General features: G+C 66.2%; 22 protein-coding genes. 20 read left to right on the forward strand and 2 right to left on the reverse strand.

Annotation, left to right across the window (positions count from 1 at the left end; genetic code table 11):
• Positions 1 to 110 precede the first annotated feature (110 nt).
• From RT614_RS02495 to RT614_RS02505, 3 genes are all read left to right on the forward strand, one after another.
• A complete protein-coding gene (locus RT614_RS02495) occupies positions 111 to 542 on the forward strand; it encodes an NfeD family protein (RefSeq protein WP_313620029.1) in 432 nt (143 codons plus the stop codon).
• A gap of 96 nt (positions 543 to 638) precedes the next feature.
• Positions 639 to 1,565, forward strand: coding sequence for an SPFH domain-containing protein (locus RT614_RS02500; protein ID WP_313620030.1), 927 nt, complete (start codon positions 639 to 641; stop codon positions 1,563 to 1,565).
• A 25-nt stretch (positions 1,566 to 1,590) separates the two neighbouring features.
• Positions 1,591 to 2,778 (forward strand): diguanylate cyclase, encoded by a 1,188-nt coding sequence (locus RT614_RS02505; RefSeq protein WP_313620031.1) that lies wholly within the window; start codon positions 1,591 to 1,593, stop codon positions 2,776 to 2,778.
• A 19-nt stretch (positions 2,779 to 2,797) separates the two neighbouring features.
• Here the strand turns inward: RT614_RS02505 and smpB are convergent, their stop codons facing one another.
• On the reverse strand, positions 2,798 to 3,316 hold the full coding sequence (smpB, locus tag RT614_RS02510; RefSeq protein WP_313620645.1) for an SsrA-binding protein SmpB: 519 nt from the start codon (positions 3,314 to 3,316) through the stop codon (positions 2,798 to 2,800).
• A 59-nt stretch (positions 3,317 to 3,375) separates the two neighbouring features.
• Between smpB and RT614_RS02515 the strand changes: the two genes are divergently transcribed.
• From RT614_RS02515 to RT614_RS02545, 7 genes are all read left to right on the forward strand, one after another.
• A complete protein-coding gene (locus tag RT614_RS02515) occupies positions 3,376 to 3,810 on the forward strand; it encodes a type II toxin-antitoxin system RatA family toxin (RefSeq protein ID WP_313620032.1) in 435 nt (144 codons plus the stop codon).
• Complete coding sequence (locus RT614_RS02520) at positions 3,800 to 4,147, forward strand: RnfH family protein (protein ID WP_313620033.1); 348 nt, start codon at positions 3,800 to 3,802, stop codon at positions 4,145 to 4,147. Before RT614_RS02515 ends, RT614_RS02520 begins: the two co-directional genes overlap by 11 nt.
• A gap of 293 nt (positions 4,148 to 4,440) precedes the next feature.
• Complete coding sequence (locus tag RT614_RS02525; protein ID WP_313620034.1) at positions 4,441 to 5,595, forward strand: acyl-CoA dehydrogenase family protein; 1,155 nt, start codon at positions 4,441 to 4,443, stop codon at positions 5,593 to 5,595.
• Positions 5,592 to 6,767: an enoyl-CoA hydratase/isomerase family protein gene (locus tag RT614_RS02530; protein WP_313620035.1), complete on the forward strand. Its 1,176-nt coding sequence runs from the start codon at positions 5,592 to 5,594 to the stop codon at positions 6,765 to 6,767. Before RT614_RS02525 ends, RT614_RS02530 begins: the two co-directional genes overlap by 4 nt.
• A 91-nt stretch (positions 6,768 to 6,858) precedes the next feature.
• Positions 6,859 to 7,749, forward strand: coding sequence for a 3-hydroxyisobutyrate dehydrogenase (mmsB, locus tag RT614_RS02535; RefSeq protein WP_313620036.1), 891 nt, complete (start codon positions 6,859 to 6,861; stop codon positions 7,747 to 7,749).
• Between the two features lies 1 nt (position 7,750).
• A complete protein-coding gene (locus RT614_RS02540) occupies positions 7,751 to 8,188 on the forward strand; it encodes a PaaI family thioesterase (protein WP_313620038.1) in 438 nt (145 codons plus the stop codon).
• A 72-nt stretch (positions 8,189 to 8,260) separates the two neighbouring features.
• Positions 8,261 to 8,950 (forward strand): VIT family protein, encoded by a 690-nt coding sequence (locus RT614_RS02545; RefSeq protein ID WP_313620040.1) that lies wholly within the window; start codon positions 8,261 to 8,263, stop codon positions 8,948 to 8,950.
• Positions 8,951 to 8,987: 37 nt separating this feature from the next.
• Here the strand turns inward: RT614_RS02545 and RT614_RS02550 are convergent, their stop codons facing one another.
• The gene (locus RT614_RS02550) at positions 8,988 to 9,989 is read right to left on the reverse strand and encodes a folate-binding protein (protein WP_313620042.1); all 1,002 of its coding nucleotides are present in this window, start codon (positions 9,987 to 9,989) and stop codon (positions 8,988 to 8,990) included.
• A gap of 152 nt (positions 9,990 to 10,141) precedes the next feature.
• On the opposite strand from RT614_RS02550, the gene mltG reads away from it, so the two are divergent.
• From mltG to hutG, 10 genes are all read left to right on the forward strand, one after another.
• Positions 10,142 to 11,269 (forward strand): endolytic transglycosylase MltG, encoded by a 1,128-nt coding sequence (mltG, locus tag RT614_RS02555; RefSeq protein WP_313620044.1) that lies wholly within the window; start codon positions 10,142 to 10,144, stop codon positions 11,267 to 11,269.
• Positions 11,266 to 11,889, forward strand: a complete 624-nt coding sequence (gene tmk / locus RT614_RS02560; RefSeq protein ID WP_313620046.1) for a dTMP kinase — start codon at positions 11,266 to 11,268, stop codon at positions 11,887 to 11,889. Before mltG ends, tmk begins: the two co-directional genes overlap by 4 nt.
• On the forward strand, positions 11,886 to 12,935 hold the full coding sequence (gene holB, locus RT614_RS02565; protein ID WP_313620048.1) for a DNA polymerase III subunit delta': 1,050 nt from the start codon (positions 11,886 to 11,888) through the stop codon (positions 12,933 to 12,935). The genes tmk and holB overlap by 4 nt, the downstream gene beginning before the upstream one ends.
• Positions 12,936 to 13,004: 69 nt before the next feature.
• Complete coding sequence (locus RT614_RS02570; RefSeq protein ID WP_313620049.1) at positions 13,005 to 13,775, forward strand: TatD family hydrolase; 771 nt, start codon at positions 13,005 to 13,007, stop codon at positions 13,773 to 13,775.
• Between the two features lie 38 nt (positions 13,776 to 13,813).
• Entirely contained in the window at positions 13,814 to 14,686 is an 873-nt protein-coding gene (locus RT614_RS02575) for an ankyrin repeat domain-containing protein (RefSeq protein WP_313620050.1), read from the forward strand.
• A 174-nt stretch (positions 14,687 to 14,860) separates the two neighbouring features.
• Positions 14,861 to 15,601 (forward strand): IclR family transcriptional regulator, encoded by a 741-nt coding sequence (locus tag RT614_RS02580; RefSeq protein WP_313620051.1) that lies wholly within the window; start codon positions 14,861 to 14,863, stop codon positions 15,599 to 15,601.
• Positions 15,602 to 15,697: 96 nt separating this feature from the next.
• Positions 15,698 to 16,441: a transporter substrate-binding domain-containing protein gene (locus RT614_RS02585; RefSeq protein WP_313620053.1), complete on the forward strand. Its 744-nt coding sequence runs from the start codon at positions 15,698 to 15,700 to the stop codon at positions 16,439 to 16,441.
• Positions 16,438 to 17,106 (forward strand): amino acid ABC transporter permease, encoded by a 669-nt coding sequence (locus RT614_RS02590; RefSeq protein WP_313620055.1) that lies wholly within the window; start codon positions 16,438 to 16,440, stop codon positions 17,104 to 17,106. Before RT614_RS02585 ends, RT614_RS02590 begins: the two co-directional genes overlap by 4 nt.
• Positions 17,103 to 17,891, forward strand: coding sequence for an amino acid ABC transporter ATP-binding protein (locus RT614_RS02595; protein WP_313620057.1), 789 nt, complete (start codon positions 17,103 to 17,105; stop codon positions 17,889 to 17,891). Before RT614_RS02590 ends, RT614_RS02595 begins: the two co-directional genes overlap by 4 nt.
• Entirely contained in the window at positions 17,888 to 18,835 is a 948-nt protein-coding gene (gene hutG, locus RT614_RS02600) for a formimidoylglutamase (protein WP_313620058.1), read from the forward strand. Before RT614_RS02595 ends, hutG begins: the two co-directional genes overlap by 4 nt.
• Positions 18,836 to 19,088 lie beyond the last annotated feature (253 nt).

Raw genomic sequence — 19,088 nt, forward strand, 5'->3', positions numbered from 1 at the left:
ACATCATAATCCAGCCCTATTGTTCCCGAGGGGGCGTGGCGTCTCCCGCTCCGTCCTGGAAATACGTACAATCCGCTCAGAGAAATATTCTTACAGGCGATCTGAAGACTATGTGGATCTGGCTTGGCTTGTCTGCGCTGGCCCTCATTGGGGAACTGGCGTCGGGAACCTTCTATTTGCTGCTGGTCGCGCTGGGGTTGGCGGCCGGAGGCATCGCCGCCTGGCTGAACGCCGGCCTGGAATGGCAGTTGGTGGCGTGCGGCGTGGTGCTGCTGCTGGGGCTTCTGGTGCTGCGCAAGACCCGGGTCCTGAAAAAGCGCGAGGTCAATTCATCGCGCAATGCCGACGTCAACCTGGACATCGGCCAGACCGTCATGGTCGAGGCCTGGTCCGACAGCGGCACCGCCCGCGTGTGGTATCGCGGCGCGCATTGGCAAGCTCAACTGGCGAAGGGATGCGCCCCGCAGGCTGGCGAACACATCATTACCGAACTGCGCGGTTCGATCCTGGTGCTCACTCCCAATAGCGTCGGCTCGACATAGCAGAACCCGCCCGCGCCACGGCGCGGACAGCCGTTGGAAACCTGGCCGGCATGGCAGGCAAGCCCGGCGCGTTTACCCGAAAAGAGGCTTCAAATCATGATCGATACTTCCACTATCGTGCTGCTCGTCATCGTTGCGCTGGCGATCCTGATCGTCGTCAAGGCGATCGCCATCGTGCCCCAGCAGCATGCCTGGGTGGTCGAGCGCCTGGGCAAGTTCGACCGGGTTCTGTCGCCGGGCGCGGGCTTCGTCATTCCGTTCATCGAGCGCGTCGCCTACAAGCACTCGCTCAAGGAAATCCCCCTGGACGTGCCCAGCCAGGTCTGCATCACGCGCGACAACACCCAATTGCAGGTCGATGGCGTGCTGTATTTCCAGGTCACGGATCCGATGCGCGCTTCCTACGGTTCGTCCAACTACATCTCGGCGATCACACAGTTGGCCCAGACCACGCTGCGTTCGGTCATCGGCAAGATGGAACTGGACCGCACCTTTGAAGAACGCGACTCCATCAACAGCAACATCGTCGCGTCGCTGGACGAGGCGGCGCTGAACTGGGGCGTGAAGGTGCTGCGCTACGAAATCAAGGATCTGACGCCGCCGAACGAGATCCTGCGTTCGATGCAGGCGCAGATCACGGCCGAACGCGAAAAGCGCGCCCTGATCGCCGCGTCCGAAGGCCGTCGCCAGGAACAGATCAACATTGCCACCGGCGAACGCGAAGCCGCCATCGCCCGCTCCGAAGGCGAGAAGCAGGCGCAGATCAACCAGGCCCAGGGCGAGGCCGCCGCAGTCCTGGCGATCGCGGAAGCCACCGCCAAGGCCATTACGCAGGTGGCCGACGCCGTGCGCCAGCCCGGCGGCATGGAAGCGGTGAACCTCAAGGTGGCCGAGCGCTACGTCGAGGCGTTCGGCAACGTGGCCAAGGAAGGCAACACGCTCATCCTGCCGGCCAATATGTCTGACGTGGGCGGCATGATCGCCTCCGCCATGACCATCGTGAAGTCCACGCGCAACACCTGATACCGCGCCCCGCGGCGCCCGACCCATGATCGCTCCCGTTAATTTGCTTCTGATAGCAGCGCTGGCGGGGTTGCTTTCCCTTTGTGTTCTGGGGTCGCTGGCGCGCAGCGGCATGGCCGGCATCCGCGAGACCATACGCGCCAACTTGCTTACGCTATTGGCGTTTTCCACTTTTGCGCTGCAGAACACCAAGGCGCCCTTGTGGGCGTCCATCCTCGTGCCGAACACGGCCATTGCGCTGGCCCTGTGCGCCTACTATGCGGGCGTGCGCCGGCTGCTCGGGCTGGCGGTGCCCCGCCATCTCATGACGCTGGGATGCCTGTCGGCGCTGTCGGCGGTGGCGGTCTACACCTATGTCGACTGGCAGGTTGGCCCGCGCATCGTGGCGATGTCGCTGTTGCAGATGGGCTTCATGCTGGCCGTGGCCGTCGTGGTCCAACGCAACATGCCCGCGCACCGGTCGCGTTACAGCTACCGATTCGTCTGGGTGGTGACGCTGATTTCGGCGGTGGTATGCGCGCTGCGGGCGGCGGTCTACCTGATCGGACTGGATGCGGTGTCGGCGTTCCTGGAGCCCACCATCTGGAGCGTGGCCTTCCTGACGCTGGGCGTGCTGGTCATGCCCTGTCTGACCCTCGGCACGATCATGATCATCCACGACCGCATGCTGGCCGATCGCGAACAAGAAGCCAACACGGACTTCCTGACCGGCCTCATGTCGCGCAAGGCCTGGTGGATGCAGGCCGAGCGTTATTGCGCCCAGGCCCTGCGCATGCGCCGTCCCTTGACGCTGCTGCTGCTGGACATCGATCACTTCAAGCGCATCAACGACACGCACGGCCATGCGGCCGGCGATGCGGTGCTGCGTCATTTCGGCCTGCTGGCCACGGCGACGCTGCGCACGGGAGACCACGTGGGCCGGGTGGGCGGGGAGGAATTCGGGGTGCTGTTCGCCGACATGCGCAGCGACGCAGTGCTGGAAGTGGCGGAGCGGCTGCTTGACTCCGTGCGGCGCACGCCTTGCGCGCACGGCGGCAGCACGATTTCGTATACGTTCAGCGCGGGGGTAGAGGACTGGATACCCGGTGAAAACCTGCAGGTGTTCTTTGAGCGGGCCGATCGCAGGCTTTACGCGGCGAAGTCGGCGGGGCGCAACCGGGTCCTGGGGCCGGGGCAGGAGGCGGAACGCCCCTTGCTGCCCGTGGCCGCGTGAGCCGGCTGCCGTTGCGTTATCAGTCGTCCTTGCTCTTGCGCGGGGCGCGCGTGTCGTGCTTCATCATGCGTTCCTTTTCGCGCGCCCAGTCTTTTTCGCGCGCGGTGTCGCGCTTGTCGAAAAGCTTCTTGCCCCGACCCAGCGCGAAGTCCAGCTTGATGCGCCCGTTCTTGTAGTGCAGGTTCAGCGGCACCAGCGTATAGCCGCGCTGCTCGACCTTGCCGATGAGCTTGCTGATTTCCTCGGCCTTCAGCAACAGCTTGCGCGTGCGCATGGCGTCGGGATGGATGTGGGTGGAGGCCGTGGGCAGCGGGCTCACGTGCATGCCAAGCAGGTACAGTTCGCCATCGCGCACGATGACGTAGCTTTCCTTGAGTTGCACACGGCCATCGCGGATCGCTTTGACTTCCCAGCCTTGCAGAACCAGGCCGGCCTCGTAGCGGTCTTCGATGAAATAGTCGTGCGTGGCCTTGCGATTGTCGATAATGCTCATAAAGCCTTCTTGCTGGGGGTCCTGCGGATCCGGTGCGGGGCCAATCAAGCCCAATATGCGCTGTGCCGGTAAAATCTTGCCATTCTAGCCATTTGCGATAGTCGATGCACAAAGTACAACGATCCGTCCTGGTGCCTTACAGCGCCGCCCAGATGTTCGACCTGGTCGCCGACGTGGAGAAGTACCCCGAGTTCATGCCATGGTGTGGCGGAGCCGAGGTGCAGACACGTGACGAACACGGCATGCAGGCCTCCATCCTGATTTCGTTTGCGGGCATGAAGCAGCGCTTCACCACACGCAACACCCACGTCTATCCCGACCGGATCGACCTGGAACTGGTGGATGGGCCGTTCTCCAGCCTGGTGGGGCATTGGGTGTTCCAACCCCTGGCCGAAGACGCGTGCAAGGTGCTTTTCACCCTTGAGTACGCGTTCTCCAACCGGGCTCTCGAGATGGTGGTGGGGCCCGTGTTCAACCGTATCGCGACCAGCTTCATCGATTCCTTCACCAAGCGCGCACAGGCCAAGTATGGCGAATGACGTGTCCGAGGCGGGGCAGATCGGCGTCGTTGTCTGCTACGCCTTGCCTGGCCATGTGTGGCAGCGCGAGCTGCGCCTGCCTGAAGGCGCCACGGTCGAAAACGCGTTGGCGGCCAGTGGCTTCTCGCAGGCCTTCCCGGTCGTGAAGCCGTGGGAAAGCGGCGTGGGCGTCTTTGGCCGAGCAGCGGAGCCGCAGGCGAAGCTGGCCGACGGCGACCGGGTGGAAATCTATCGTGGCCTGACCTTCGACCCCAAGGAGTCGCGCCGCCGCCGTGCGGAACACCGGCGAGCCAAGACTGCCCGCAACGGGCGCATCAGGCCGGCGGGGCTGCTGTAGCCAAGACTGCCCGCAATGGGCGTATCCGGCCAGCAGGGCCGCTGTAGCGGGCCTGCGGGGCTTCTACAGGCCTTGGCGGCCTGCCAGGCAGGCGGCCGTCCGCCGCGCCTCCGTTCCAGTCGACGGCCCCCAAATTGTCATCAATAAGACAAAACGCGCCTGCGCTTCCGGCGTAACATTAAGCCGGGTTCATGCTTACGTTTACGTCAACGTCATGTCAAAATCGGCATGCTGGCGTTCACGAGACGGCAGCAACGCCAACAGACAATACTCACTACAACAGGAGACAGGCTGTGGACTTGGAACTGACCGACGAACAGCGCGCGTTCGCGCAGGCCGCGCGCGACTACGCAGAGGGCGAACTGGCTCCTCACGCCGCGCACTGGGACGCCGAAGGCGTTTTTCCCCGCGAGGCGTTCGCCCGGGCCGGCGAAATGGGCTTTTGCGCCATCTACGCCAGCGAGGATATCGGCGGCCTGGGCCTGCCGCGCCTGGATGCCACCCTGGTGTTCGAGGAAATGGCGGCGGTGGACCCGTCCACCACGGCATTCCTGACGATCCACAACATGGCCACCTGGATGGTAGGTAAATGGGGGCAGCCGGCGCTGCGCGAGGCCTGGGGCCCGCTGCTGGCCAGCGGTCAAAAGCTCGCCTCCTACTGCCTGACCGAGCCCGGCGCGGGTTCCGATGCGGCGTCGCTGTCCACGCGCGCGCAGCGACAGGGCGACGACTACATCGTCAACGGGGCCAAGGCCTTCATTTCGGGCGGCGGTGACACCGACCTGCTGGTGGTCATGGCGCGCACCGGCGGCGACGGGGCGGGCGGCATCAGCGCATTCGCCATTCCCGCCGACAGCGAGGGCATCGGCTACGGCCGCAAGGAAGAAAAGATGGGCTGGAACAGCCAGTCCACGCGTCCCATCACGTTCGAGAACGTCCGCGTGCCGGCCGCCAACATGCTCGGCCAGGAAGGAGAGGGCTTCAAGATCGCGATGAAGGGGCTGGACGGCGGCCGCATCAACATCGGCACCTGCTCGGTCGGCGCGGCGCAGGGCGCGCTGGACGCCGCCCGGCGCTACATGGACGAGCGTCGCCAGTTCAATCGCCGGCTGGCGGAGTTCCAGGCCCTGCAGTTCAAGCTGGCGGACATGGCCACGCATCTGGTGGCGGCGCGCCAGATGGTGCGCCTGGCGGCCTGCAAGCTGGATGCCGGCGCCCCTGACGCGGCGACCTACTGCGCGATGGCCAAGCGCTTCGCGACCGACATGGGCTTCCAGATATGCCTGGACGCGCAACAGATTCATGGCGGCTATGGATACTTGAAGGACTATCCCTTGGAGCGTCTGGTGCGCGATACTCGCGTTCATCAGATTCTGGAGGGCACCAACGAGATCATGCGCGTGATCATTGCCCGCCAATTGTTGGAAAAAGGAGCCGACATAAGATGAATGCACCGGTGTTGTTCGAAGAAAGAACCGCTGCCAATGGCATGCGCTTCGGGATCGCGACCCTGAATGCGCCCCAAACGCTGAATAGCCTGTCGCTGGAAATGGTGGACCTGCTGGCGGAACGGCTCGACACCTGGGCGCGCGATCCGGGCGTCGCGCTCGTCGTGATGCAGGGCGCCGGAGAAAAGGCCTTCTGCGCCGGCGGCGACCTGCACGGACTGTACGGCAGCATGACCGAGAACGCCGGCAAGCCCGGCTGGCGCAACGCCTATGCGCGTCGCTTCTTCGAGCACGAGTACCGGCTGGACTATCGGATCCACACCTATCCCAAACCCGTGCTGTGCTGGGGCCATGGCATCGTCATGGGCGGCGGCATCGGCTTGATGATGGGCGCGAGCCATCGGGTCGTGAGCGAGACCTCGCGCCTGGCGATGCCGGAGGTGTCGATCGGCCTGTTCCCTGATGTGGGCGGCAGCTGGCTGCTCAACCGCATGCCGGGCCGCAGTGGCCTTTTCCTGGCGCTGACGGGGGCGCAACTGAACACCTCCGACGCGTTTTACGCGGGGCTGGCGGACTTCCGCCTGAACCATGCGGACTGGCCGGCGCTGCTGGCTTCCCTGCAAGAACAGCCGTGGGCCGGTCAGGCCGCGGGCGCCTCCGAAGATGCGATTCCGCCGCGCTCCATCAACGATGGCCTTCTGCGCCGCGCGCTGGCCGCGCTGGAACCGCCCACCCCGTTGGAACCCGGTCCGCTGCGCCAGCATTCGTTCCAGATCAACAACCTGTGCAACGGCAACCGCCTGGACGAAATTTACGAAGACCTGGCGCTGTTGAAAGACCACGAAGATCCGTGGCTGTCGCGTGCGGCCAAGACGATGCTGGCGGGATCGCCCGGATCGGTGCGGCTGGTCTTCGCGCTGCAACAACGCACGCGCCTGCGCTCGCTGGACGACGTGTTCCGGGTCGAGTACATCGCCGCGCTGGCGTGCACGTCGCATGGCGACTTTGCCGAGGGCATCCGCGCGCTGCTGGTCGACAAGGACAAGAACCCGCGCTGGAACCCGGCCGTGATCGACATGGCCACCGATGCGTGGGTGCAGAAATTCTTTGAAGAGCCCTGGCCGGAAGGCGAGCCGCATCCGCTGGCCGATCTGGGCCAGGAAGGGCGCTGAGACGCAAGGCCGGCCGGGAGGGCCGGCCAGCCCGACACGCAGGTCACGATGAATCCATACCTACAGCAATAGCAACAGGAGACAAGACATCATGAGCAGCATCGCGTTTATCGGTTTGGGCAACATGGGCGCGCCCATGGCATTGAACCTGGTCAAGGCCGGCAACAGCCTCAAGGTTTTCGATCTGGTCCCGGCGGCCGTCAAGCTGCTGACCGACGCCGGCGCGTCGGCGGCCGCATCCGCCGCCGACGCGGTCCAGGGGGCTGAGGTCGTGATCTCGATGCTGCCTGCCAGCAAGCACGTCGAAGGCTTGTATCTTGGCGAAGACCTGCTTGGCAAGATCCCGTCCAGCGCGGTGGTGATCGAATGCAGCACAATCGCGCCGGATTCGGCGCGCAAGGTGGCGCAGGCGGCCCAGGTGCGCGGCATCGCCATGATCGATGCGCCCGTTTCGGGCGGCACCGGCGGTGCGGCCGCGGGCACGTTGACGTTCATCGTGGGCGGTGCGGCCGCAACGCTGGAACGCGCCCGCCCCGTGCTGGAAAAGATGGGCAAGAACATCTTCCATGCGGGGGACGCGGGCGCTGGCCAGGTCGCCAAGATCTGCAACAACATGCTGCTTGGCATCCTGATGGCCGGCACGTCCGAAGCCCTGGCGCTGGGCGTGGCCAACGGCCTGGATCCCAAGGTGCTGTCCGACATCATCGCCAAGAGCTCCGGCCGTAACTGGGCCACCGAACTCTATAACCCCTGGCCTGGCGTGATGGACCATGCGCCGGCCTCCAAGGGCTACGCGGGCGGCTTTGGCGTGGATCTGATGCTCAAGGACCTGGGCCTCGCGGCCGAGTCCGCGCTGGCCGCGCGCGCATCCATCCCGCTGGGCGAACTGGCGCGCAACCTGTATTCGCTGCACAGCGCGGGCGGTTCCGGAAAGCTGGACTTTTCCAGCATCGTCAACCTGGTCAAGCGTGACCAGGACTGACATGGCGGCCGAACTTTCCCCGGTGGATCCCGCCGGGCGGGTCAGGGCCAGCTTTGACCAGCAGAGCATCATGGTGCTACTTGGCGCCAAGCTGGACCTGGTGGAGCCGGGCAGGGTGGACATCGTACTGCCCTACCGGGCCGACCTGTGCCAGCAGAACGGCTTCCTGCACGCGGGCATTTCCACCACCATTGCGGACAGCGCCGGCGGCTATGCGGCGTACACGCTGTTCAGTCCGGGCGAAGACGTGCTGACCTCGGAATTCAAGATGAATTTCCTGGCGCCGGCCAAGGGCGACCGCTTCATCGCAAGCGGGCGGGTGGTCAAGCCTGGCAAGCGTCTTTCGGTCTGCCAAGTAGAGATGCATGCGTACGATCATGAGCAGGCCACGCTGTGCGTGATAGGCTTGCTGACCGCGGTGCGCGTGACGCCGCGATGAATCCCGCGCGCGGCATGTCGGGGCCTCCCGGCACGCCGCGCGCCTGTCGCGCGTCGCATGGATTTTCCGGCAATGCCAGCAAAAGAACATCATCGGATTTTTCGCAGCAACTGGCTGCGCGCCGCAGTGCTGGGCGCAAATGACGGCATCGTGTCCACGGCCAGTCTCATTACCGGCGTCGCGGCGGCCCAGGCCTCGCATGGCGCTGTCCTGACCTCCGGATTGGCCGGCCTTGTAGCCGGCGCGCTGTCGATGGCGGCGGGCGAATACGTGTCGGTTCGCACCCAGGCCGACACCGAGGCCGCCGACCTGCGCATGGAGCAACGCTCGCTCAAGCGCAATTCCACCGAAGAACTGGCCGAACTGGTGGATATCTACGTGGCCCGAGGGTTGACACGCGACCTGGCGCAGCAGGTGGCGCGCCAACTGACCAGTCATGACGCCCTGGACGCGCATGCCCGCGACGAACTGGGCATCTCGCTGCACAACCGGGCCCGGCCGGTTCAGGCGGCGCTGGCGTCGGCGGCATCGTTTGCCGGGGGCGCCGCCGTGCCGCTGGCCGTGGCCGCGGTGGCGCCCGTCCCGCACCTGATTGGCTGGGTCGGCTGTGCGTCGATCATCTGCCTGGCGTCGCTGGGCGCCATGGCGGCCAAGGCGGGGGGCGCACCGAAGCTGCCCGCCGCCCTGCGGGTCACCGTGCTCGGAGCGGCCGCGATGGCGGTGACGGCCGGCGTGGGCGCGCTGTTCGGCGTGGCGGTCTAAATGTCGCGATCCGCCCCGCAGGGCGGATGGGTCCGAATCAGGGATTGATCGAATAGGGCAGCGGCGCCGCTGCGATGCGCGGGCCGTCGGCGGCGCGCAGGCGCAGGTCTCCTTCGGGCAGCGCAGCCAGGGTGGTTTCAAACAGCAGCGACACCACGCCCTGGTCGTTGGCGGCCTGCACCACGCGGCCGATGGCCTCGTTGGGCTGGGTGGCGTCGAACACGTCCACGCCGGCCAGTGTTTCGCCTTGCAGGGCGGCGTCCGTGATGGTGCCGAACGCCATGCGCCGTTTGACGGTGCCCCGATAGTGGCTGCGCGCCACCACTTCCTGGCCGGGATAACAGCCCTTGGTGAAGCTGACGCCCTGGACCAGATCCAGATTGACGGTCTGCGGGATGAAGACGTCCTGCGTGGCTGCGGCGATCCAGGGGATGCCAGCCGCCAGGTCGGCTGCCTGCCAGTGTTCGGCGGAAGCCAGGCCAAGCGCCTGGGCCAGGGCGCCGGATTGCTCAAGCTGCGCATCGGACGCGATCCACCACCAGCGCAGGCGCTCGTCGGCCGACGGCGCCGCGATCCAGGTGCCGGATGGCAGGTCGGCGCGCTGCCACATGGCGCGAGGCAATGCGCCGGCAATGGCTTCCAGCGCAGCGGCCTGTTCGGGCGTGGCCTGGACGCCCGCCACGTGCAGCGGCGCGGCGGCAAGCTTGACCTTGGCGCGAAGCACGAACATGGATAAACGCTTGATGAGGGCCTGGGACAGATCCTGGCGGACCATGCCGTAGAGCTGGGGGGCGTCGTCCGCGCCGCCTGCAGCCCCGCGCCACATCACCAGGGTGGCCAGAAGGCGTCCCTTGGCGGTGCAGTAGCCGGCCAGGCGGGCCGCGTCCGCGGGCAAGCCTGTGACGTCTTGCGTTAGCTGGCCGTGCAGGAAGGTCAGGGCGTCGGCGCCGGCGGCGGTGAAGACGGCCAGGTCTTCCAGGGGCGCGCATTGTGCGCAACCTTCGGCGCGGACGGGGATCGAAGAGTAAAAGGCGTGCATGTCGGCGGGTTATCGCGTCATCAAAGTGCTGATGATAGCCGCGTTCCCCCGTCGCCATGGGCATGCCCCCGACGAGCAAAGGGCCGTGCCGCACGATCTGGCCCCGGTTGTGGCCCGGCTTGGGCCCGCGATCCATTAAACTTCCGACACTTATGAAGAAGCGACTCCGAAATTTCGTCCTGCTGTTCCTGCTGCTCATCGTTCTGGCCATTGGCGCGGTGGTGGGCGGCGCCTACACCTGGATGCATCGTCCGATGCAGCTGGCCGCAGACAAGATCGACTTTGTAGTGGATCCGGGCAGCAGTCCGCGCACGGTTGCGCGCGCGCTCAATGCGGTGGGTGTTCCTGTCTGGGAACCGGGCTTCGTCCTGATGGCGCGCCTGTCCGAACGCGACAAGCTGATGAAGGCGGGCGGCTATCAGGCGATCAACGGCGATACGCCGTGGCTGCTGCTCGAGCGCCTGGCGCGCGGCGACATGACGCAGCGCCAGATCACGTTCCTGGAAGGCTGGACGTTCCGCCAGATCCGCCAGGCGCTGCGCGAGAATCCCGACGTCAAGCAGACGCTGGGCGACATCAGCGACGAAGCGCTGATGGAACGCCTGGGATCGGACATCAAGCATCCTGAAGGCCTGTTCTTCCCGGATACCTATGTGTTCACGCCGGGCAGCAGTGATTTCGACCTGCTGCGCCGCGCTTACCAGGAAGGCCAGCGCATTCTGAACGACACCTGGGATAAGCGCCAGTCCGACGTCGCCGTGGCCACGCCGTACGAAGCGCTGGTGCTGGCGTCCATCATCGAAAAGGAAACCGGCCACGGTCCGGAGCGCCGCCGCGTATCCGGCGTGTTCACCAACCGACTGAAGATCGGCATGCTGCTGCAGACCGATCCGACCGTGATCTACGGCATGGGCGATGCCTACCAGGGACGAATCCGCAAGCGCGACCTGCAGACCGACACGCCCTGGAACACCTACACGCGTCCCGGCCTGCCGCCCACGCCGATCGCGGCGCCCGGCAGGGCGGCTTTGCTTGCGGCCGTGCAGCCCGAGCAGCACAAGTTCCTCTATTTCGTGTCCCGCGGCAACGGCACCAGCGAATTCTCGGCCAATCTGTCCGAGCACAACCGCAACGTCTCGCGCTATATCCTGGGGCAGGGCCAGCGCACCGCGCCGCCGGCGGCGCCTGCTCCCGCGCCCGCAGCAACGCCTGCGGCGACCGACGCCCCGGTGATGGCGGCGGATCCCGAACCCGAATCAGCAAAAGGACAAGATCAATGACCTCACGCGGACGCTTCATTACGCTGGAGGGCGTCGACGGCGCGGGCAAAAGCACGCACACCGTCTGGATCGCGGATTTCCTTCGCGCGCAAGGCGTCGAGGTGGTCTCCACCCGCGAACCCGGCGGCACGCCGCTGGGCGAAAAGCTGCGTGCGCTGCTGCTGACCGACGCGATGGGCCTGGACACCGAGACCCTGCTGATGTTCGCGGCGCGTTGCGAGCACGCCCGCCAAGTGATCGAGCCCGCGCTGGCGCGCGGCGCCTGGGTGGTCTGTGATCGTTTCACGGACGCCAGCTACGCCTACCAGGGCGGTGGTCGCGGCCTGGGCGCCGAGCGCGTCGCCATCCTGGAAGACTGGATGCGCGCGGGGCAGCCCGATCGAACCTGGCTTTTTGACGTGCCGCTGGAGGTGGCCCGGGCGCGGCTGGCCGACGCCCGCGAGCCGGACCGCTTCGAGCGCGAGGGCGCCGCGTTTTTCGAGCGCACGCGCGAGGCCTACCACGCGCGCGCCAAGGCCGACCCCGGCCGCATCCATATCGTCGACTCCACCCGTTCCATCCCCGAGATCCGCTCGCAGCTCGAGGCCGGACTGCGCGAACTGCTGGCCGTCCCCGCATGAGCGCGCCTCAGTTCCTGTCCTGGCAGATGGACACCGCCCGAGCCTGGCTGGGCAATCGCGACCGGTTCGCGCACGCTTGGCTGGTGCATGGGCTGGCCGGCATCGGCAAGCTGGATTTCGCGGTGGCCGCGGCGGCCAGCCTGCTGTGCGAAACCCCCGAAAACGGGCTGGCCTGCGGCCATTGCGCGGCCTGTGCCTGGTTTGCCAGCGGCAACCACCCCGACCTGCGCCGCATCCGCCCCGAGGCGGTGGCGGTGGAAGAGGGCGCCGACGCGGCTGAACAGCAGGAAGACGCGGAACCGGCTACCGGCGCCGCCAAGCGCGCACCCTCCAAGGAAATCCGCATCGACCAGATCCGCTCGCTGGAATCCTGGTTCAACACCGCCACGCATCGCGGCGGCTGGCGGGTGGCTTTGCTGTATCCGGCCCACGCCTTGAACGTCGTGTCGTCCAATGCCCTGTTGAAGGTATTGGAAGAGCCGCCGCCCCACACCGTGTTCCTGCTGGTGGCGGACGCGCCCGACCGCCTGTTGCCGACGCTCGTGTCGCGTTGCCGGCGTCTGCCTTTGCCCGCCCCGGACGCGGATACCGCATTGCAATGGTTGCGTGACCAGAACGTGGAGCCCGCGCGCGAATGGCTGGCTGCCGCAGGAGGCGCGCCGCTGGCGGCGCTGCGTCTGGCGCAATCCGGAGAAAGCGCGTGTCCGGCATGGCTGGGCCAATTGGTCGCGCCCTTGGCCAAGGGGCAGGCGCCCGATGTCGGCACGCTGGCCGAATCCCTGGAAAAGATCGCGGCGCCGGAGTGGATCGACGCGCTGCAACGGCTGTATACCGACCTGATGCTGGCCAGCGCCGGCGCGCCCGTGCGCTACTTTCCGTCGCTTGCGGCTGGCGTGGCGCAGGTGGCCTCGCGCATGAACACCGCCCGCGTGGCGGAGGCCGCGCGCTGGCTGACGCGTCAGCGCGCGCTGGCCACGCATCCCTTGAACGCCAAGCTCTTCGCGCACGCCACCCTGCAACGCGTGGTGCTATCCTGCCAGGCGTAAGCCCTTGATCCGGCGGCGCTTTGCCCGGCAACGGGGCGGGGCGCCGCGGCTCCATCATCCAGACTCACCATGTACGTCGATTCACACTGTCATTTGAATTTCCCCGAACTGGCGGCCGATCTGCCGGCCATTCTTGACCGCATGACGGCCAACCAGGTCACCCATGCGCTGGTCGTCAGCGTCAACATGCCGGAATGGCCGGGCCTGATGTCGCTGGTGGAACCCCAGCCGCGGCTCTGGGCGTCGGTGGGCGTGCATCCCGATTACGAAGACACGCCGGATCCCACCCCCGAGGAACTGGTGCGTCTGGCCCAGCACCCCAAGGTGGTGGCCATCGGCGAAACCGGGCTGGACTACTACCGCCTGTCGGAGCCGCTGGATTGGCAACGCGAGCGCTTTCGCCGTCACATTGCCGCCGCGCGCGAGGCCAGCCTGCCGCTCATCGTGCACACGCGGTCGTCTGCCGAGGACACCGTGCGCATGTTGCGCGAAGAAAAGGCTGCCGACGTCGGCGGCGTGATGCACTGTTTCACCGAGACCTGGGAAGTGGCGCAGGCCGCGCTGGACCAGAACTTCTATATCTCGCTGTCCGGCATCGTGACGTTCAAGAATGCCCAGACCGTGCATGAAGTCGCCGCCAACGTGCCTCTGGACCGTCTGCTGATCGAAACGGATTCGCCGTATCTGGCCCCCGTGCCGTATCGGGGCAAGCTCAACGATCCGTCCAAGGTGATCCACGTCGCCGAGAAGATCGCGGACCTGCGTGGCATCACTGTCGCCGAGGTTGCGCGCGCCTCCACCGAAAACTTCTTCAAGCTTTTCAGCAAAATTCCGAAGTAAGTCCGACCTGTTTCCCGAATTCGATTCATAGGATAGCCATGGCCACCCGCTACGCATCTGCCCAAAACGCCTTTCTCTCGTGCTGCCGCGGCGGACTGCTGGCGCTGGCCATTGGCCTCGCCGCGCCCGCGGCGCAAGCTGCCAATCCCGGCGACTGGTGGGTCTATGTCGCCAACGACTACCCCGACGACATCAAGGACCTGCTCGCGCAAGGTTCCGATCCCAATGTGCGTTACAAGAACGGCCAACCGGCCATCATGCGGGCGGTGGTCGATAACGCCTGGAAGGTGTTCGACGTGTTGGCGGCCGACAAGCGCACCGATGTCAACGCCGAAAACCCGGCGGGCGAGACGCCCCTGATGTACCTGGCGATCGCTGGCCAGACCGAGCGCGCCAAAAAGCTGATCGCGCGCGGCGCCCAGGTCAACCGCCTGGGTTGGACGCCTTTGCACTACGCGGCGTCGAAGGGGCAGATGGAAATGGCGCGCCTGCTGCTGGCGAACAAGGCCATGGTCAATGCGCCGGCGCCCAACGGCGAGACCCCGTTGATGATGGCGGCTCTGTCTGGCCGCAAGCCCATGGTTGAGTTGCTGATCCGCTCCGGCGCGGACGTCACGACGCAGGACACGAAGGGCCAGGACGCGGCCACGTGGGCGGCCACGGGCAAATCGGAGGCGCTGGCGGCCGAACTGACGGCCATGATCCAGAAGGAAGAAGACGCCAAGAGGAAGCGCCGCGCGTCGGCTCGACCTGGATCCCAGCAAGAGGTCGGGACGAGCCCGGCGGCCGGGCAGGCCCCCGCGCCTGCTCCCCAGCCCGCGCCGGCCGCACAGGCGCCTGAACGCACTGGTGGCGTGAAGGGCGTGTCCGGGGTCGGGCTTTCCGACTACGAGAAGCCACCCGCGCCCTGAAGGCCGCCGGCGGATTCCGCCGCTGCAGCCCACCCCAAACCCGCCGCCCGGCGGGTTTTTTTGCGTCCGGATTTCGGGGTTTTCCCTTGCGATTCTCAATGCATGGGAAAAATTCCTGGATGCATCACCACAAATTGATAATCTCGCCGGCATATTGCTGGGGGTCGAATTCTTATGTCGGATACGTCCGTAGGGGCGGGCGCGGATCGCGTCCTGTATGTGCTGGCTACGTTGGCCCGTCACGACGGCCCGCTCAGCATCGCCGCATTGGCCGAAAAGACCGGTCTGGCGCAAAGCACGCTCTATCGGCAGATCGCACTGCTCAAGCGCTGGGGTTTCGTCGCCGAGCATGAAGGTGAATACGGGCCCGGACCGCTGTGCGTGCAACTGGCCTGGGGCTTTGACCAGTCGTCTTTCCTGATTCATGAGGCGCAGCCGGACATGGCGGCGTTGGCGGCGGCGTCCGGAGAAACCATCGGCCTGCTCGTCGCCGTCAAGGACCAGGCCGTGTGTCTGGACATGGTCGAGAGCCAGCATCCACTGCGTTGTTCGTTCACCAAGGGCCGCGGACTGCCGCTGGCGCGCGGGGCATCGGCCAAGTCCCTGTTGGCGTTCATGCCGCATGCCCGCCTTCAGGCCGCGCTGGCTTACCTGGCGTCCGAGGCGGGCGTGGACGCCGACCGCCTTGCAAACGAGCTGGAAGCCATCCGGGCGCAGGGCTACGCCGTGACCGACAGCGAAGTCGATTCCGGCGTGTGGGGCGTCAGCGTGCCGATCTTCCAGCGCGCGAACCAGGCCGTCGCGTCGATCACGCTGATGGCCCCGTCCACCCGCGCAGCGCAGCGTCCGGATGCGTTGATCGACATGACCGTCGCAGCCGCCCGCCGCATTTCAGAGCGGTTGAAATCCGCCTGACCAGGTTTGCCTCGCATTTATCGGATTACACGCTGCACCTTTCTTGAACGTTTTACAGCCGCAACGATCGCCGTACCCACTTCCATAGGACCCACCATGACCACTCGCCGCACACTGCTGACCGCCGCCCTGACTCTTGGCCTTGCCTGGGCCGCCGGCCCCGCGCATGCCCAGGAAACCATCCGCGCCGTAACGGACGCGACCTTCCCGCCCATGGAATTCGTCAAAGACGGCAAGCGCACCGGCTTTGATATCGAACTGGTCGAAGCGCTGGCCGGGGCGATGGGCAAGAAGGTCGAATGGATCGACATCGACTTCAAGGGGCTGATCCCAGCCTTGCAGGCCGGCCGCGCCGACATCGCCGTGTCCGCCATCTACATCACCCCCGAACGCAGCAAAGTCGTGGACTTCACCGACCCGTACTACGCGGGCGGCCTGGTGGTGCTGACCAAGGCCGATGGCGACATCAAGGCGCTGAAGGACCTGGACGGCCGCAAGGTGTCGGTGCAGGTCGGCACGAAGTCGGTCAACTACCTGAAGGAACACTTCCCGAAGGTGCAGCGCGTGGAAGTCGAAAAGAACCAGGAAATGTTCAACCTGGTGCAGATCGGCCGCGCCGACGCGGCGGTGACGGGCAAGCCTGCGGCCAAGCTGTTTGCGCAGAACACCACGGGCCTGACCGTATTGAACGAGCAGGTGACGACCGAGGACTACGGCATCGCCGTGCCCAAGAGCAAGCCTGAGCTGACGCGTGACCTGAACGCCGCCCTGAAGAAGCTCAAGGCCGATGGCAGCTATCAGGCCATCGTGAACAAGTGGTTCGAGGCCCCCGCGAAATGAACCTGGATTTTTCTCCCGTCTTTGCCGATTTCGACGCGCTGCTTCGGGGCGCGGCGGTCACCATCGAGGTGACCGCCGGCGCCTTGCTGCTGGGCTGCGTGATGGGGCTTCTGGTCGGCGTGGGGCGGCTCAACCCGCAGCGCCGTGTCGTCTATCACCTCTGCAGCACGTATCTGCTGTTCTTTCGCGGCACGCCGCTGCTGGTGCAGCTGTTCATCTGGTTCTTCGGCTTGCCCCAGTTCGGCGTGACCCTGCCGGCGTTTGCCTGCGGTGTGCTTGGCCTGGGCATGTATTCCGGGGCTTACGTGTCGGAAATCGTCCGGGGCGCGATCCAGTCGGTGGACCGCGGCCAGACCGAGGCGGCGCGTTCGCTCGGCATGTCGTCCAGCCAGGCCATGCGCATCATCATCCTGCCGCAGGCCGTGGTGCGCATGATCCCGCCGCTGGGCAACGAGTTCATCGCGCTGATCAAGAACTCGGCGCTGGTGTCCCTTTTGACCATTCACGATCTGATGCACGAAGGGCAGAAGATCATCAGCGTGTCGTATCGCTCGCTGGAAACCTACCTGGTGGTGGCCATGATCTATCTGGTCCTGACGACGGTCGCCATGGTGATTTTGCGCAAGGTGGAACATCGCCTGCGCGCCGGAGGGATGGTGCAATGAGCCACGCCAACCTTACAGATGAAATGATCCGCATACGCGGTCTGCACAAATCCTACGGCGACCACGCCGTCCTGCGCGGCATCGATTTCGACGTGCTCCCGTCGCAGGTGGTGGTGGTCATCGGGCCCAGCGGGTCGGGCAAGAGCACGCTGCTGCGTTGCTGCAATGGCCTGGAAGTGGCGCAGGGCGGCACCGTGGAGATCTGCGGCCAGACCCTGCAGGACCACGGCCAGATGCTGCCCGAAGCGGAACTGAACCAGTTGCGCATGCAGGTGGGCATGGTGTTCCAGGGCTTCAACCTGTTTCCGCACCTGTCGGTGCTGGACAACGTGACCGTCGGTCCTCGCAAGCTTCGCGGCATGGGGCGCGAGGAAGCCAATGCCCTGGCCTCGGACCTGCTGAAGAAGGTCGGCCTGTCGCAGAAGATGTCGGCGATGCCGGCCAGCCTGTCGGGCGGGCAGAAGCAGCGGGTGGCCATTGCGCGCGCGCTGGCCATGCAGCCGCAGGTCATGCTGTTCGACGAACCGACGTCGGCGCTGGATCCGGAACTGGTGGGCGAAGTGCTGCAGGTCATGAAGCTGCTGGCCCGCGAAGGCATGACCATGATGGTCGTGACCCATGAAATGGGCTTCGCGCGCGATGTGGCGGACGTGGTGGCCGTGATGGATGGCGGCGTGATCCTTGAATCGGGTCCGCCGGAAGTCATCTTCAGCGAGCCGCGCGAGGCCCGGACCCGTGAATTCCTCCAGGCGGTGCTTAGCGCCGGTCCGGGGGCGGCGGCATGAGTGTGGCGCAACTGGACATGAGTCTCTGGAAAGCGCGCGACGACAGCGCCGAACAGGGCGATACGCGCCGGCTGGCGCACGTCGTGCAAGCGCACGCCGGGCAGGGCGAGCAGGGTGAAGCCGTGCTGCTGGGCTTTGCCTGCGACGCGGGCGTGGCCCGCAACCAGGGCCGGGTCGGCGCCGCGGCCGGCCCTGCGGGCATCCGCAAATTCATGGCGGGCCTGCCCGCGCACGGCCTGACGCGCCTGTTGGACGCGGGCGACGTCGCCTGCCAGGGCGACGAGCTGGAAGATGCCCAGGAACGCCTGGGCCTTCGGGTGGCCGAACTGCTGGAGCAGGGCGCCCGGCCCGTGGTGCTGGGCGGCGGGCACGAGATCGCCTGGGGCAGCTTCCAGGGCCTCCGGCGCTGGCTGGATGTGCGCGGCGATGCCGGCGATGTGCTGGTGCTGAACCTGGATGCGCATTTCGACCTGCGCACCGGCCGGCCGGGCAGCTCCGGCACGCCGTTCGATCAGATCGCGCGCGATTGCGAGGCGCGAGGGCGCGCGCTGCAGTACGCCTGCCTGGGCGTGTCGCGCCTGGCGAATACGCCTGCGCTGTACGCCCGGGCCGCCGAAGTGGGCGCCGTGTGGGTGGAGGATCGCGACATGCAGGAGCGCCACCTGGAGGCGCGACTCGCGGACGTCGATGCGCTGCTGGGCCGGGCGCAGCACGTGTACCTGACGATCGACCTGGACGTGCTGCCCGCCGGTGTCATGCCGGGCGTTTCCGCGCCCGCGCCCTACGGCGTGCCGATGCCGGTCATCGAGGAAATCGTGCTGCGCGTGAAGGCGAGCGGCAAGCTGCGCGTGGCCGACATGGCGGAGTTCAACCCGACGTTCGACATCGACGGCCACGGCGCGCGCGCGGCGGCGCGGCTGGCCTGGCAGCTGATGACGACCTGACGGTTGGGCGCGCGCGCCGCTGGGTTCATGCCGATGGGCGAGGGCGACATCCTTTTGGGAGGTCGCCCTTTTTGTTTGAGCTTGGGGGCCGGGGCTCCGCCCGGTGTCCGCCGCCCGGCGGAGCCAGCGCCGCAGGCTGGACGGGTGCGGTTCGGGGGCTTAGGATAGACGCAGCTTCAGGGCCGGCCTGCGACCCGTTCGGTATCCGCAACGCCTATACGTCCCTATTTAAAATATTTAAACTTTAAATAGG

Source organism: Achromobacter sp., assembly GCF_032102605.1.
Classification (GTDB): domain Bacteria; phylum Pseudomonadota; class Gammaproteobacteria; order Burkholderiales; family Burkholderiaceae_B; genus Achromobacter.